Origin of the sequence: Streptomyces sp. NBC_00012 (genome assembly GCF_045040875.1) — a bacterium.
GTDB lineage: Bacteria > Actinomycetota > Actinomycetes > Streptomycetales > Streptomycetaceae > Streptomyces.
Genome location: NZ_CP108309.1, coordinates 6,105,795 through 6,120,472 on the forward strand (window position 1 = coordinate 6,105,795; position 14,678 = coordinate 6,120,472).

Consider the following 14,678-nt stretch of genomic DNA (forward strand, 5'->3'; position numbering starts at 1 on the left):
AGTGGCTTGGATGGTGATGTGGGGGCTGTGTTTGGGCTGGGGCCAGTGTGTGTGGTGGGAGCGTTTCGCGGCCCATTTCAGGACTTTGCGTTTGACGACTCGGGGGTGTGAGCGTTTTCGGCGTGTTGGGTTGAGGTGTTGGGTGAGCCATCGGATGGCGTGATGCCAGATCGCGTCGGCTGCGTCAGCGCCCGGAGGGGGGAAATGCGCTCTGCGCGACTGAACGGCGAGCGATGCGGAGGGCTTTGACGAAGGAAACTCTGTCGGGGTCGTGGCCGGAGAGTGCGGCAGTGTCGGCCATCAGGGTGCGGATGGCGTAGTGGCAGCACAGGTGTCCCCAGATTTCTTGCTGGACAAGGTCGGGGGCTTTCGAGCGCAGTACCGCGCGGGGCCCGCGCTGGTGGGTTTTCAGCTCGTCGAAGGTGGTCTCGATCTCCCACCGTTGGGCGTAGGCGGCTGCGAGGTCCTCGGCGCCGGCCTCGGCAGGGTCGAGGATCGTGGTCAACAGCCGGTACTCCTCGGCGTTGTCCCGGCCGTCATCGACCGTGTAGTCGATCACTCTGACCGTGAGCGGCTCCGTCGTGGCCCGGTTCGTGCCCGACGTCGGGACGATCCGGGCCAGCCAGGACCCATCGGCCAGGGTTTCCAGATACCGGGGCCGCAGGTTCGTCTTCACTCGCCAGAGCAGATCCGCACCCGTGGCCGCGGCCTGCTGCCAGAGGCGGAACCCGTAGAAGCCCCGGTCTGCCAGGACCAGCTGGCCCGGCTCCAGCCGCCCGACGAGCTGCCGGGACAACTCGATCTCCGACACGCTGCACGGGCCGGTGGCAGCGTCGAAGACCACATGGGTGCCGCATTCCGCCAATGCCACCAGGCGGGCCTGCGGAAACGCGGCCCGCTCCCCCCGGCTGGAAGCGGGCCGCCCGAAGAACTCCGCGTTGGCTGCCGTGTCTGCCACATCCAGGCACGTCCCGTCGATCGCCACCAGGCGACGCCCGGCCAGCCACGACCCCGGCGTGCCAGGCCCCGCCAGCGGACGCGCAACCCGAGCGAAGAGATCCCGCACCGGCTCGAACCCCAGACGAGACCTGGCCTGGAAGATCGCCGACTTCGAGGGCGGCGTGAACGACTCCGACCACCCCGACGCCCACGACAGCCCGTCCGTGAGCTGCGCGAACACATCCTCGTAGGAGCCATCCGAATACAGCGCCATCCCGATCGAGAAGTACGCCATCACCCGTGCGGGCAACGACCGGTGACGCCGCTCGGTACGCCCCGCCTCCTCGATCACCGCGTCAACCACATCCGCGGGAAACACCCGCGTCAGCAACCCCACAGACACCAAATCCGACAACCGGACATCAGACGACGGCTTCACCCAACCAGAACGCGGCATCCCCCACGATAACCCAGAAGCACTTAACTGAACGGTATTGCACTTAGCCTCGATCCACCGACGTGCTCTGAAGATGATCTCTTGATCGTTTTGTGAGCTGGTTTCGGTCGGTGGTCGTGGATGGGCAGGTGGTATCTGCTGGTCTGCCCAGCTTTTCCACGGGTTCGGTTCCGGTCGGGCCCTGGCGGGCGGGGTGGTCAGGGGCTGTCAGGCCGGTGCGGGTGGGTCGTGGACGGTGTCGAAGAGGTGTGCCCAGGCTTGCTCCCGGGGCCAGTTGTGTGGCAGATGCAGGGTGATGCGTCGTGCGGATCGCGCGATCCGGGCCGGGACCTGGACCAGATGGGCCCGGAGGGTGGCGGTGGTGGCCTTGGTGTGGATCGCGGAGGCCAGGGAACCTGCGGCCCGCAGCAGGTTGTAGGTCATCGCCCACAGGGTCAGCCAGGCAGCGTTGGCGTGGAAGTGCCCGGACGGCAGATGGGCCAGGGCACCGGCCTTGCTGTCCGCGATGACCTGCTCGACCACCGCATGGTGCCGGTGTTCCCGCTCGGCCCGCAGCGCTGCGGCAGGCTGATCGGTGAAGAAGGGGTGGTAGCGCCAGACGGGAAACAACTCGCCCTGCTCGCCCACGACGGCGGGTTTGGCCAGGTCACGGACCCGACGCACGATCAGCCGCGCGGTGACCCGCTCCGCTTTCTTTCGGCTCGCGAACGCGGTGTACTCGGGTATCTCGGCCACTTCGGCGTCCGAGATGAGTTCACCGGTCTCGGGGTCGGGCACCGCGGTCGGGTAACTGATCTGCTGCCAGGCCTCGTCGGGAATGCTGTGGACGGCTCGTTTGATGGAGGGGTTCATCCCGGTGGTGAGCGAGAAGTGGGCTCCGGCCCGGTGGCAGGCGGCGATCACCCCGGCGTTGTAGAACTGCGAGTCGGCCCGCAGGATGCGCAGGCCGGTGCAGCCGGACTCGACGGCGGTGGCCAGGGCCTCGCTCACGAATTTCGGGGCGCCTCGGGAGTCTGCTGCTTTGCCGCGTCGCATCCGCACCCCGGCGATGACCGGCCGTGCGTGCGGGGTGCAGACCGTGGCGAGGAGGGGGTGCAGGGTGCGGATGCCCTTGAACCGGCCGTACTCGGCGCCCTGCTTGGTCCGGCCGTAGACGCGTTTGTGGGTGGAATCGACATCGATGAACGCCTTCTCTCCAGAGCCGGGCAGCAGTGGAGTGCGTGCGGCCAGCGCGGCCAGGAATCTGCGGTGCACAGCATGGAGTTGGAGGGCGTGACCGTGGGTGAACGCGCGAAGGAAGGTGCCCAGTGTGGACGGGGCGCGAATACCGCCGAACAGCGTCGGCATCGCCCCGTGCCGCAGCACGCGGAGGTCGTCGATACTGTCCGCGCCCGCCGCCATGCCGGCCACGATGCTGCTGATCTTGGAGTCCGCCGCAGCCCCCGCGCCGTTCGTCGTCCCGGTCAGCTTCACCTTCTGCGTCACCAGGTCCGACAGCCCACACCGTTCGGCCAGCCGCATCACCGGAACCAGCCCGGCATGCGCAACCAGGTTCGGGTCATCGAACACAGCGGACACCGCACGTGGCGGCGTGGAAGAATGCATCCCGGAGATGCACCTCCGAACTGGTTGAGTAGAAGCCTAGAGAACTCCTATTTTCCCAGGTCAGAGTGCATCTCCACTTTCATGTCCAGGCACTGGGCGAACCATCACCCGGTGGATCGAGGCTTAGGGTCTTTCGTTTGGATCAGGCCGGATCATGCCGGGCTCGCGTGCCCCGGTGACGCACCTCGCCGCGTTGTCGTCGGTCACCGACGCTCCGCGTCGCTTCCCTCCTCCGCCTTGCGACGCACGGCACCGCTCTCCGATCCGGCCTGATCCGGCCTGATCCAAACGAAAGACCCTAGGCGCGCGGCGTCACGCTCAGCTCCTTCGCGAACCAGTGCTCCGCGAACTGCCGCCGGTGGAACGCCGGGACCTCCCGATAGCCGTGCTTGGTGTACAGCCCCCGTGCCTCGACCAGGTCGTTTCGGGTGTCGAGCCGGAGCGTGCGTATGCCGAAGGCGCGCGCCGCGTTCTCGACGGCCGCCAGGAGCAGTCCGCCGCCGCCGGTGCCGCGGTGTTCGGGGCGAACGAACACCCGGGTCAGCTCCGCGGTGTCCGCGTCCACCACCAGCAGCCCGGCGCAGGCCGCGGGCCTCCCGTCGAACCGGCCGACGACGAACTGACCGGTGGGCGGGACAAGCCGGTCGGCCCCGTCGTCGGTGAGCCCCTCGTCGATCTCCCCGGCGGTGGCGGGCCGTCCCCAGTAGCGGCTGGCGACCTCGTCGTAGTAGTCGCGGCGCAGGAGCGAGGAGTCGGGGGAGTCGAACGGTTCAGGGGCCAGCGTCCAGGTCATGCCGGTCATTCTGACCTGCACACGATCAAGTGGGCCAACGGATTGGCGGGTACCGCCCTTCACCCCGTACGCAAGTGTTCGGATCCTCCGGCGCTCACCTCGTCGGAGCCGACGCCGGAGGCGGCACCGTGCCCGGCACCGCACGCCGCCGCCGGGCCCGCAGCACCAGCAGCGCCGCGACGGCCGCCACCAGCACGGCCGCGAGCAGTGACAGCACCCAGGCGGGGATGCCGCCCACGGTGAGCAGCCGGTTCTCGTACACCATCGGCCGGTACAGGGTGTCGGCGGCGGCCGCGCGCAGCTGATGATCGCCGTCGATCCGCTCCGGGTACGGGAAGGACTGCTCGATCGCGGTGAGGAACACCGGCTTCTCGCCCGTCAGCTCCCGGAGCGCCGTCGTGTCGTCCACCGCCGACCGGGGATCGATCCTGCCCGCGAACGTTACCTCCGGCGTATCGCCGCCGATGGAACCGCGCGGTTCCATCCGGTGCGGTGCGAGGACGTACAGGCCGAGTTGCTGCGGCGTCGAGGCGAGCTTCGACAGCCGCATCGGGTAGACCAGCCGGTCGCTGGCGAAGCGCAGCCGCAACGGGTCGAGCGTGCCGACGAGCCGGGTGCCGGACTCGCGGGGGGCGAGGCGGATCGCGACGTACTCCCACTTCTGGTCGACGTAGGGCTTCAGCGCGGTCGCCAGTCGGTCGGGCAGGTCGAAGCCGTTGTCCCGGAGCCACTTCTCCAGCGCCTCCGGGTCGGTCGCGGCCAGCCGTGCCACATCGAAGGGGCCGAGCCGCTCCCGGCCGACCACCTCGACCGACGGGGCCGCGGCGGAGGGAGCCGCGGCCCCGTCCCCGACGTTGCCGGACGCGGAGAACGGCCAGTCGTGGGAGCGGGGCCAGAAGTAGTGCCTGGTCACCAGCTCGGGCTCGGTGAGGACGGAGAGTTCGGAGAAGAGGCCGGGATCACCGAGCTCCACGCTCGCCCGGTGCGGCACCGGCATGATCCAGGCCGCTTCGGGGGCGTCCCCGCGCACCGTGAGCCGCATGACGATCTGCTCGGTCCGGCCGTCCCAGCCCACCACCGACGTCTCCCGGTCGACCGAGACCTGGCTGTCCCTGCTCGGGACCATGGCCCCGCAGCCACAGGCGTACGCCGGGCTGATCAGCGACCCCAACTGCAGCGAAACCAGCATCAGCAGCAGTGACAGCGCACGCGCCGGCCACCCGCGCTCCTTGCTCCGAATGCTCCGAACGCCCCGCGCACCCTGCATGTCCCGCGCGCTTCGCACGCCCCGCTTCTCCCTTGCGCACCGCATGTCCCGTCCGGCTCCCCCGTGATCGACAACGTGATCGACAACACGGGGGAGGACGTACGGGCCGTGGGTCCGGTTCCGGTTCCGTTCCGGCCCGGACCGGCAGGCGCGCGGGCGGCGCCCGGGGGCTCAAGCCCCGAGCACCAGGGCCCCGAGCCCCGAGCACCGGAACCGATCGCCCGGACGAACGCTTATTCGGATAAGACCGGCATGACGGTCAAGTCCGTACGGGTCTGATTGGGTCTGTCTCGTAGCGTAATGCGATGGTTTCACAGCGCGCCCGGATCGAGGGGCGGGCACCGGAACGGCGGGAGGGCCGGCGCAGCGTGGCGAATGCGGAGCACAGTGTGCGTGGAGATCCGGCGACCGGAGCGAGGACCGGGGCGGCCCGTGTTCTGCTCTGGCTGATCGTGGCCGCACTGGCCGTACGGCAGATGGCGGTGGCGATATGGCAGCCACCGGGCGCACGGCTGAACGGTCTGACGACCTGGATCGGTGAGAACGGCGTCCCGCATGTGAAGGGGCCGCTGTACGACAGCGACCGGTTCACCGGCACCCCGTTCGCCGGACTGGTGCTGAAACCGCTGACCCGTACCGCGGAAGAGAACCTGGGCGTCGTCTGGACCTTCGGTTCGCTGTTGCTCGTCGCCGCGCTGGGCATCGTCGCCGCACGCGCGCTGCCGGGGCCGGTGTCCCGCCGCGCCGCGCTGCCGGCCGCGCCCGTCGCGATCAGCCTGCTGATGCTCTCGCTGCCGGTCCGTAACGCGCTGCACCTGGGGCAGACCAGCGTCCTGCCGGTCCTGCTGGTGCTGCTGGGCTGTCTCGCGGTCCGCGGGGAACGCGCCTCGGGCATCCTGACCGGGACGGCGGCCGCACTCCAGCCGACCGTGCTGCTCTTCGTCGTGCTTCTCAGGCTGACCGGGCGCCGGCAGGCCGCGGCGACCGGCGGCGTGGCGTTCGCCGCCTGCACGGCGCTCGCCTGGGCCGCGATGCCGGGCGACTCGTGGACGTACTGGGTGCACCATGTCGCGGGCACGGGGCTCGGTGGCAGCGCGGACAGCCTCGCCAACCAGTCCCTGCACGGCGCACTGCTCCGGTCCGGGCTCACCGGCCCGCTGGAGATCGCGCTCTTCGTGGTGCTGGCGGCTGCCGTCTGCTTCCTCGGGCTGCGCCGCGCCGCCCGGTACGCGAGCGACGGGCAGTGGCTCCTCGCCGTCGCCGTGACCGGTTGCGTCGCCGTGGCCGTCGCGCCGACCGCCTGGCAGTACCAGCTGCTCTGGGTACTGCTCGCCGTGGTCGGCCGGGCCGGGAAGCGGGCCCGCGACCGGCTGGTCTGGCCCGTCGTCGTGGTCCTCGTCATCACGCTGCCGGGAACGATGCTGCTGCCGAACATCGAGGCGATCTTCCCCGTACGCGACAACGTGCTGCTGATCACCGCGCTCGCCACGGCCTGTGCCGTGCCGTTCCTGCCGCGTGCCTCGGAGTACTGGCAGCACCCGGTTCCCACGGACCGCGGCGCCCCGGCCCGCTGGAGCCGGATCCCGCTGCTGCCGCTCTGGCGGCGGGTGCTGAGCCGGCCCAACCTGCTGCTGGAACTGCTCCTGATCAGGGTCGTGTACTCCGCGTACGCCCACGTCAGGCTCGCGGCGACGGCCGGCCGCGCCACCGCCGAACACCACGGCCGCCAGATCCACTCCATCGAGCGGTTGCTGCACATCGACATCGAACACCGGGTCAACCACGCGGTCGTGGACGTCGGCGGGCTGAGGTCCTTCTTCGACCACTACTACTCGACGTTCCACTTCATCGTGCCGCTGGCGATCCTCGGTGTGCTCTACGTGCGGAGCCCCGCGGACTACCGCTGGGCCCGCAGCACCATCGGCTTCACCACTCTGCTCGCGCTGGTCGGCTTCTGGCTCTACCCGCTGGCCCCGCCGCGCCTGATGCCGGGGCTCGGTTTCATCGACACGGTCCACGGCGTCCAGGACTTCGCGAAGCCGGACTACGGGAGTCTGACCCAGATGACCAACCAGTACGCGGCGATGCCTTCGCTGCACTTCGGCTGGTCGCTCTGGTGCGGTGTGGTCGTCGTCGTGCTGGCCCCGAGGATGTGGATGAAGGCGCTGGGGCTGTTGCACCCGCTGTTCACGGTCTCCGCGATCGTCGCCACGGCCAATCACTGGGTGCTGGACGCGGTGGGCGGAGCGGTCGTGGTCACGCTCGGCTTCGGGCTCACCCGTGTGCTGGCCGGGCCGCAGAAGCTGCGGCCGATGGCCGTACCGGCGGCGGCGAAGGCGCAGGGCGGCCCGGAGCTGTCGGCGCCGGTACCGGAACCGAGATCGACGGACGAGGCGCTGGGCAGCAAGCAGCTCTGACGGCGCCGAAGCGCCGAAGCGCCGAAGGGCCGAAGCGCCAAAGCGCCAAAGCGCCAAAGCGCCAAAGCGCCAAAGCGCCGAAGGGCCGAAGGGCCGAAGGGGTGCCGGGACGAGCACATCGTCCTGGCACCCCTTCGGCGTGGATCGCCGCCTGACCAGCATCCGCCCGTCGGCCCGAGTCCGCCACTCGAACGGCTCAGGGGCCGGTCGTTCCCAGGGCCCAGGCGGCGAGGGAGAGCGTGCCCATGGAGACCACCGTCGAGGCCACCACGGCGTTGCGGGCCGGCCGGGTGTCCAGACCGTACTGCTGGGCGTAGACGAAGGCGTTCTGAGCGGTCGGCAGCGCCGAGCAGAGCACCACGGCGAGCAGTTGGTGCTCCGGCAGATGCAGCAGCGGTCCGCCGACGGCCAGGGCTATCAGGGGCTGGACCAGCGTCTTGAGTGCCACCGCCACGGCGACCTCGGCACGCGCCGTGCGCGTCGGCTGTGCCGTGTTCTGCGCGAGTTCCGCCGAACCGGGGGCTGCCGGACGGGCGTTCAGGGACAGACCCAGCGTGATCAGGGCCGTCGGTACGGCGGCGGCGCCGAGCAGATCGAAGGAGTGCGCGAGCGCGTGCGGCAGCCGCAGTCCGAGCGCGGACACGGCCACCCCGAGCAACGAGGCCATGATGATGGGGTTGCGGACCGGCATGGTCAGCATCCGCCGGAACGCGACCGCTTTCCCGGAGCCCGGCTTCGTCCCCGCCCCCGAGTCCAGCAGCGCGAGGATCACCGGGGAGACCAACAGGACCTGGAACAGGATGATCTGGGCGACGAACGACGCGTCACCGAGCACCTGGACCGCCACCGGGATGCCGAGATTGGCGGAGTTGACGTAGCCCGACGCCATGCTGCCGATGGCCCGGTCCGCCGTGCCCCGTCCGAAGAGCCGGCCGGCCGCCAGGAATCCGAGACCGCAGACCAGCGCGGTACCCGCCGCGAAGGCCACCATCGAGGAGTTGGCGAAGGTGGTCAGCCGGGCCCCGGAGACCATGGTGAACAGGGCGGCGGGCATGGCCACATGGAAGACGAACCGGCCGAGCACCACATCCGCCTGCGCGCCGAGCAGTCCGCTGCGGCCGACCGCGTAACCGATCGCGGTGAGCATCCAGATGGGCGCGAAGGCGGAGAGCAGGGCGTGCATGCCCGCCATGATCCTCGCGCCGTTGTGCGCCTCCCGCGCGGGGTGCGGCGGGAGGCGCGTCTCCGGCGTACGGACGGCAGCGGGTCAGCTCCTGGCGGTGCTGACCTGAAGCTGCTTGATCCCGTTGAGCCATGCCGAGCGCAGCCGCCGGGGATCGTCGACCAGCCGCAGATCGGGCAGTACGTCGGCGATCGCGTTGAAGATCAGGTTGATCTCCATCACGGCGAGGGACTTGCCGAGGCAGAAGTGCGGACCGCCGCCACCGAAGCCGAGGTGGGGGTTGGGGTCGCGGGAGATGTCGAAGGCCTCCGGGTTCTCGAAGACCTCGGGGTCGTTGTTGGCCGACGAGTAGAACAGCCCGACCCGGTCGCCCTTCTTGATCCGCTGCCCGCCCAGCTCGGTGTCCTGGGTGGCGGTCCGCTGGAAGGAGACCACGGGGGTGGCCCAGCGGACGATCTCCTCGGCGGTCGTCGCCGGGCGCTCGCGCTTGTAGAGCTCCCACTGGTCGGGGTGGGTGAGGAAGGCGTGCATGCCGTGGCTGATGGCGTTGCGGGTGGTCTCGTTGCCGGCCACGGCGAGCAGGATCACGAAGAAGCCGAACTCATCGGAGGAGAGGTTGCCTTCGCCCTCCGCGGCGACCAGCTGGGAGACGATGTCCTTGGCCGGGCACTCCTTGCGGGCGGCCGCCAGATTCATCGAGTACGAGACGATCTCCATGGCCGCCTCGGTGCCGACCTCCTCGGTGATCGCGTACTCGGGATCGTCGTACGCGGCCATCTTGTTGGACCAGTCGAAGATCTTGGACCGGTCCTCCTGCGGTACGCCGATGAGTTCGGCGATGGCTTGGAGCGGCAGCTCGACGGCGATGTTGGTGACGAAGTCGAACGATCCGTCCTGGTCGGCCGAGGCGAGCGCGGTCTCGACGATCGAGCGGGCGCGGTCGCGCAGCGCCTGTTCCAGCGAGCGCACCGCCCGGGGAGTGAAGCCCCGTTGGACGATCTGGCGGACCCGGGTGTGCTCGGGCGGGTCCATGTTCAGCATGATCAGCTTCTGGACCTCGATCTGGTCCCGGCTGATCGACTCGTTGAAGCGGATGACCGCGGTGTTGGTGTTGGAGGAGAACAGCTCGGGGTGGGTGGAGACGTACTTGACGTCCGCATGCCGGGTGACGACCCAGTAGCCCTCGTCGTCGAAGCCGGAGATGCCGGCCGGCTGTGCGCACCACCAGACCGGTGCGGTCTGCCGCATCTGCGTGAACTCGGGGTGCGGGATGCGGGCTTGGAGCAGATCGGGATCGGTGAAGTCGAACCCTTCGGGCAGATGGGGGCAGGACATCGGCAGCTCCAGGTCGGTCCGAGGGCCGCCCCGGCGTTGCCTGACGGCCCATCAGATGTTGACGGAAAGGTAGTAACGAGTTCTACAACTGGCAAGAGCGGCGGTCCGTTCTGTTGCGTGAAGGGTGAGTGAGGCCGGTATGAAGTGGTGCGCAAGGAGCGTGCAGCACTCTTGCGTACCGGGGGTAAGCCTCATAAGACTGCTTGCAGAACTAGAACGCGTACTAGTTCCACCCGCGGGCGCCGGGACGCCCCTGCGGAAGTGCGAGAGAGGACGAGCTCATGGCCGCGGAACCCGTCATCGTCGAAGCCGTACGCACCCCCATCGGCAAGCGCCAAGGGGCGCTCGCCAATCTGCATCCCGGCTACCTGCTGGGCGAGACCTACCGAGAACTCCTCGGCCGCACCGGCATTCACGCCGACTGCGTCGAACAGATCGTCGGCGGCACCGTCACCCACGCCGGCGAACAGTCCATGAACCCGGCCCGCAACGCCTGGCTCGCCGTGGGCCTGCCGTACGAGACCGCCGCCACCACCGTGGACTGCCAGTGCGGTTCCTCGCAGCAGGCCTCCCACATGGTGGCCAACATGATCGCGGCCGGAGTCATCGACGTCGGCATCAGCTGCGGCGTCGAGGCCATGTCGCGGGTACCGCTGGGCAGCGGCTCCAAGCACGGACCGGGCAAGCCCTGGCCCGACGAGTGGAACGTCGATCTGCCCAACCAGTTCGAGGCCGCCGAGCGCATCGCCCGCAAGCGCGGACTGACCCGGGAGAACGTCGACTCGCTCGGGCTGATCTCGCAGGAGCGGGCCGCCGTCGCCTGGGCCGAGGAGCGGTTCAAACGGGAGACGTACGCCGTCCAGGTGCCGACCACCGAGGAGGAACAGGCGGCCGGACAGGGCATGTGGCGCCTGGTCGACCAGGACGAAGGGCTGCGCGACACCACCATGGAGGGGCTCGGCCGGCTCAAGCCGGTCATGCCCACCGCCATCCACACCGCGGGCAACTCCTCGCAGATATCCGACGGCGCCTGCGCGATCATGTGGGCCTCCAAGCGGATGGCGCGCGCGCTCAAGCTCAAACCGCGCGCCCGGATCGTCGCCCAGTCCCTGGTCGGCTCGGACCCGCACTTCCACCTGGACGGGCCGATCGACGCGACCCGCGCGGTGCTCGGCAAGGCAGGGATGTCGCTCAAGGACATCGACATCGTCGAGATCAACGAGGCCTTCGCCTCGGTGGTGCTGAGCTGGGCGCAGGTCTTCGAGCAGGACCTCGAAAAGGTCAACGTCAACGGCGGAGCCATCGCGCTCGGCCACCCGGTCGGCGCCACCGGGGCCCGGCTGATCACCACGGCGCTGCACGAACTGGAGCGCCGCGACAAGGAGTTCGCCCTCGTCACGATGTGCGCGGGCGGTGCGCTGGCTACCGGGACGATCATCCAGCGGCTCTGACCGGATTCACCCCGTAGAAGGGTGGCCCCCGGTCCGGGGTGTTGTCAGGTGCACCCCGGGCCGGGGGCCCACGCCGATGTCGGCGCGTCGCCCGGCCGCCTAGCGTCGTGGCCATGGAAAACGACAAAAGCCGTACGGCCAACCGGACTTCGCGCAAGCGGCGACGCATCGCCCGCCGGACGGCGGCGGCCGCCGCGGTGATGGTCCTGGCCGCCCTCGGTGTCGCACCGGCCGTGGCACAGCAGCTCGTCGGGGCCCCCGGGGCGTCGGAGCCGCGCATCGCGCACGGCAGAGGAGCCCTGCTGGGCATTACCCCCGTGGCCGACCTCGACCGCGCGGAGGTCGCCCGGTTCCTCGCCGCGGGCGGCATGGACACCGGTACCGTCCACCATGGACTGCGCGCCTACCGCCTCACCTACCGCACGGTCACCCCGCAGGGCGCACCGACCACCGCGACCGGTCTCCTCGCCCTGCCCAAGGGCGGCCCGCACCGTCTCGACCTGGTCTCCGACACCCACGGCACCATGGCCCACCGCGACTACGCACCCTCCGTCGGCGAGGACTTCGGCCGCTTCGCCCCGTACCTCCACGCCTCGGCGGGCCGTGCCGTCGCCGCGCCCGACTACCTGGGCCTCGGCAAGGGGCCCGGACGCCACCCGTACATGGACACCAAGTCGTCCGTCACCGCCTCCGTCGACATGCTTCGGGCCGCACGCACCGCCGCGCGGCGCCTGGACCGGCCGCTCACCGGCGATGTGTACGCCAGTGGCTTCTCCCAGGGCGGCCAGGTCGCGATGGCCCTGGGCAAGGCGCTCGGCGACGGCGCGGACCGGCACTTCAGGCTCCGGGCGCTCGCCCCGGTATCGGGCCCGTACGACATCGAGCACGCGGAGACGCCCGCCCTGTTCGACGGCAGGGTCAACGACACCAGCGCCGTCTTCTACATGTCGTACTACCTCACCGCGCAGAGCAGGCTGCACCCGCTCTACAAGGACCCCGCCGAGGCGTTCCGGAAGCCGTACGCCGCCGTCGTGGACGACCTCTTCGACACCAACCACAGCGAGGAGGAGATCATCCCGGCCCTGCCCGCGACGCTGAAGGAGCTGCTCACCGACGACTTCTACCGCCGGCTCCAGCACCCCACCGGCGGCCTGCTGGCCGCGGCACGCGCCCAGGACGGCAACTGCGCCTGGAAGCCGGACGTTCCGGTGCGGCTCTACTCCTCGTCCGGCGACACCGACGTCCCGATCGCCAACGCCCGTAGCTGCGCCGCCGATCTGGCAGCGCGGGGCGTCGAAGCCCCGGTGATCGACCAGGGCGGGGCCGACCACAACGCCACGTACATGAAGTCGGGTCCGCAGATCGTCCGCTGGTTCGACACGGTGGCCGCGCGACGCTGAGCGCGCCGGGCCCGCGGGGCGGGAGAAGTGGGGGGAACCCCGGCCGGTCCGCCGGCCGGGGCCGCGTCGCCGGGGCGACGGAGGTGCGTGCCTCAGTACGGCACGTGGGTGGGGAAGGTGGCGGTGGGGCTGAACAGTGAGGCGTATCCCTCCTCGTGGCGGCGGTGGCGCCCGGACCGCCCGACGTCCGCGACCGGGGTCGCGAGCGTGAGCAGCCCGTCGTTGGCGAGTTCCTGTACGCGCATCAGCAGCGCCCGGACGTCCAGGCCGAGTTCGGCGGCCACCGTCTGCAGATCGAGGCCGGATTCCCAGCTCCACAGCAGCACGGAATCCATGCTCTGCGACCAGACGACGGTGTGCTCCACCTCGGCGGGCGGAGCCGGTGACGGGATGTAGGCCAGGACCCCGGTTGTCGCCGGAGCCGGAGCCGGTGTCAGTGTCGGAGCCGGAACCGACGCAGGGGGCGGCGGCGTTGGCGGGGGCGCGGCCGGGACTGGGGGCGCGGCCGCGGTCACGGTCACCGTCGGTGCCCGGGGCGGGACGGGCTTCGGGGTGTCCGGCGGCGCGGGGCTCTTGTCGGCCGGGCGCGGCTGGAGGTGTTCCGGCGCGGCGGACGGCGTCCCCGACGGTTTGCCCGCCGCCGACTTGTTCTGGTTCAGGAGTTTTTCGGCAAGGGATCGTGCGTCGCTGCGGCCGACGGTGCGTCGTGCTAATCGCACTTCGCGTTCGTTCAGGCCCATCAAGTCCGCGATCGAACCGTCGTCGCCGACCGTGACGGCGAAAGCGGCCAGCGTGCGGCTCCGCTCCGCCTGTGTCTCGTCCAGCAGCGCCTGTGCGCGGCGCATGCGTTCGTCGCTGGCGCAGAAAGCTTCCGCCAGGACGGTGTTCCGCTCCCAGAATTCTCGTGGTTCCACGGAAGGGACAACGCGCCGGTCGCCGCTGGGAACGGACGGGCGAGCCAAATGCGCCTAGATGGACTAACGAGTAATTAAGTTGGCCAAGTGATATGAAGTGCCCTATCTGCTCGGGCGGGTGGGAGGGCAGGAGCAGGAGCCGAAGCCGGGGCCGGGGCCGGACACGACGAAGGCCCCGACCGGTGGTCGGGGCCTTCGCGCGGGCCTGCGTACGAGCCGTCGGCTCAGTACCGCCGGCCGGCCCGGTATCGCTGGTCGGCTCAGTACCAGTGGTTGGCCTGCCAGAACGACCAGGCGCCGCACGGGCTGCCGTAGCGGGAGTTCATGTAGTCCATGCCCCACTTGATCTGGGTGGTCGGGTTGGTCTTCCAGTCGGCACCGGCGGAGGCCATCTTCGAGCCGGGCAGGGCCTGCACGAGACCGTAGGCGCCGGAGGAGGCGTTGGTCGCGCTGGGGTTCCAGCCGCTCTCGTGCTGGACGATGTTGCTGAAGCACTGGAACTGCGCGGCGTCGCCGATCATCGCCCTCGCCGTGGCCTGCGCGCCCGCCGGGACGGATGTCGGCGCGGCGGCCGGAGCGGCCATGGCCGGGGTGACGCCGAGGCCCAGGCCGGTGGCGCCGAGGAGTACGGCGGCGCCGGCGACGGCGGACTTGCGGCGGGCGGTGCGGGGCTTGGCGAGGATGCTACGGGCGAACGACACAGAGAGTCCTGACGTCGGGTACGGGGGAGTCGCGGGCCGGTCCGGATCGTACGGTGGACCGGTCTTCCTCGACCGCGGTCCGGTTCGGCGGACCCAGCGGTGCTCGGCGACTCATCCAGTGTTAGCGGCGGCGTTCAGCCATGGCAACGACCCCGGGTACGAGCCCGCCTCGTACCCAGCCACGGAGGCCCCGGCCGGCTCCGGCGCCGTCCGGGC

Annotated in this window: 11 protein-coding genes; 3 read left to right on the forward strand and 8 right to left on the reverse strand. The window is 70.2% G+C overall.

The features are described from left to right. Window positions 1-184: 184 nt before the first annotated feature. The 4 genes from OHA19_RS28025 to OHA19_RS28040 form a co-directional block, all read right to left on the reverse strand. Window positions 185-1,396 (reverse strand): IS4 family transposase, encoded by a 1,212-nt coding sequence (locus tag OHA19_RS28025; RefSeq protein ID WP_331734825.1) that lies wholly within the window; start codon window positions 1,394-1,396, stop codon window positions 185-187. Between the two features lie 207 nt (window positions 1,397-1,603). Continuing rightward, on the reverse strand, window positions 1,604-3,001 hold the full coding sequence (locus tag OHA19_RS28030; protein ID WP_405712262.1) for an IS1380 family transposase: 1,398 nt from the start codon (window positions 2,999-3,001) through the stop codon (window positions 1,604-1,606). 298 nt (window positions 3,002-3,299) lie between these two features. Next, the gene (locus OHA19_RS28035; RefSeq protein WP_405712261.1) at window positions 3,300-3,794 is read right to left on the reverse strand and encodes a GNAT family N-acetyltransferase; all 495 of its coding nucleotides are present in this window, start codon (window positions 3,792-3,794) and stop codon (window positions 3,300-3,302) included. Window positions 3,795-3,888: 94 nt separating this feature from the next. Beyond that, window positions 3,889-4,983, reverse strand: a complete 1,095-nt coding sequence (locus tag OHA19_RS28040) for a DUF2330 domain-containing protein (protein ID WP_405752070.1) — start codon at window positions 4,981-4,983, stop codon at window positions 3,889-3,891. A 383-nt stretch (window positions 4,984-5,366) separates the two neighbouring features. On the opposite strand from OHA19_RS28040, the gene OHA19_RS28045 reads away from it, so the two are divergent. Continuing rightward, window positions 5,367-7,478: a bifunctional glycosyltransferase 87/phosphatase PAP2 family protein gene (locus OHA19_RS28045; RefSeq protein ID WP_405712256.1), complete on the forward strand. Its 2,112-nt coding sequence runs from the start codon at window positions 5,367-5,369 to the stop codon at window positions 7,476-7,478. 196 nt (window positions 7,479-7,674) lie between these two features. Here OHA19_RS28045 and OHA19_RS28050 read toward each other — a convergent pair whose 3' ends face one another. Together OHA19_RS28050 and OHA19_RS28055 are read right to left on the reverse strand one after the other, a co-directional pair. Then, window positions 7,675-8,661: an AEC family transporter gene (locus OHA19_RS28050; protein WP_405712254.1), complete on the reverse strand. Its 987-nt coding sequence runs from the start codon at window positions 8,659-8,661 to the stop codon at window positions 7,675-7,677. An 84-nt stretch (window positions 8,662-8,745) separates the two neighbouring features. Further along, a complete protein-coding gene (locus tag OHA19_RS28055) occupies window positions 8,746-9,996 on the reverse strand; it encodes a cytochrome P450 (protein WP_405712252.1) in 1,251 nt (416 codons plus the stop codon). A gap of 281 nt (window positions 9,997-10,277) precedes the next feature. Here OHA19_RS28055 and OHA19_RS28060 point away from each other — a divergent pair, with 281 nt between their 5' ends. Beyond that, window positions 10,278-11,447 (forward strand): steroid 3-ketoacyl-CoA thiolase, encoded by a 1,170-nt coding sequence (locus tag OHA19_RS28060; protein ID WP_405712250.1) that lies wholly within the window; start codon window positions 10,278-10,280, stop codon window positions 11,445-11,447. Window positions 11,448-11,560: 113 nt separating this feature from the next. Continuing rightward, complete coding sequence (locus OHA19_RS28065; protein WP_405712248.1) at window positions 11,561-12,847, forward strand: alpha/beta hydrolase; 1,287 nt, start codon at window positions 11,561-11,563, stop codon at window positions 12,845-12,847. Between the two features lie 92 nt (window positions 12,848-12,939). Here the strand turns inward: OHA19_RS28065 and OHA19_RS28070 are convergent, their stop codons facing one another. Both OHA19_RS28070 and OHA19_RS28075 read right to left on the reverse strand, forming a co-directional pair. After that, window positions 12,940-13,761, reverse strand: coding sequence for a hypothetical protein (locus tag OHA19_RS28070; RefSeq protein WP_405712246.1), 822 nt, complete (start codon window positions 13,759-13,761; stop codon window positions 12,940-12,942). Between the two features lie 260 nt (window positions 13,762-14,021). Continuing rightward, complete coding sequence (locus OHA19_RS28075; RefSeq protein ID WP_405712244.1) at window positions 14,022-14,462, reverse strand: transglycosylase SLT domain-containing protein; 441 nt, start codon at window positions 14,460-14,462, stop codon at window positions 14,022-14,024. Between the last annotated feature and the right edge of the window lie 216 nt (window positions 14,463-14,678).

Coding starts and splice junctions, on each gene's coding strand:
- OHA19_RS28060 (WP_405712250.1), top strand. CDS start 10,278: ATGGCCGCGGAACCCGTCATCGTCGAAGCCGTACGCACCCCCATCGGC.
- OHA19_RS28045 (WP_405712256.1), top strand. CDS start 5,367: ATGGTTTCACAGCGCGCCCGGATCGAGGGGCGGGCACCGGAACGGCGG.
- OHA19_RS28055 (WP_405712252.1), bottom strand. CDS start 9,996: ATGTCCTGCCCCCATCTGCCCGAAGGGTTCGACTTCACCGATCCCGAT.
- OHA19_RS28050 (WP_405712254.1), bottom strand. CDS start 8,661: ATGCACGCCCTGCTCTCCGCCTTCGCGCCCATCTGGATGCTCACCGCG.
- OHA19_RS28025 (WP_331734825.1), bottom strand. CDS start 1,396: ATGCCGCGTTCTGGTTGGGTGAAGCCGTCGTCTGATGTCCGGTTGTCG.
- OHA19_RS28040 (WP_405752070.1), bottom strand. CDS start 4,983: ATGCTGGTTTCGCTGCAGTTGGGGTCGCTGATCAGCCCGGCGTACGCC.
- OHA19_RS28035 (WP_405712261.1), bottom strand. CDS start 3,794: ATGACCTGGACGCTGGCCCCTGAACCGTTCGACTCCCCCGACTCCTCG.
- OHA19_RS28030 (WP_405712262.1), bottom strand. CDS start 3,001: ATGCATTCTTCCACGCCGCCACGTGCGGTGTCCGCTGTGTTCGATGAC.
- OHA19_RS28065 (WP_405712248.1), top strand. CDS start 11,561: ATGGAAAACGACAAAAGCCGTACGGCCAACCGGACTTCGCGCAAGCGG.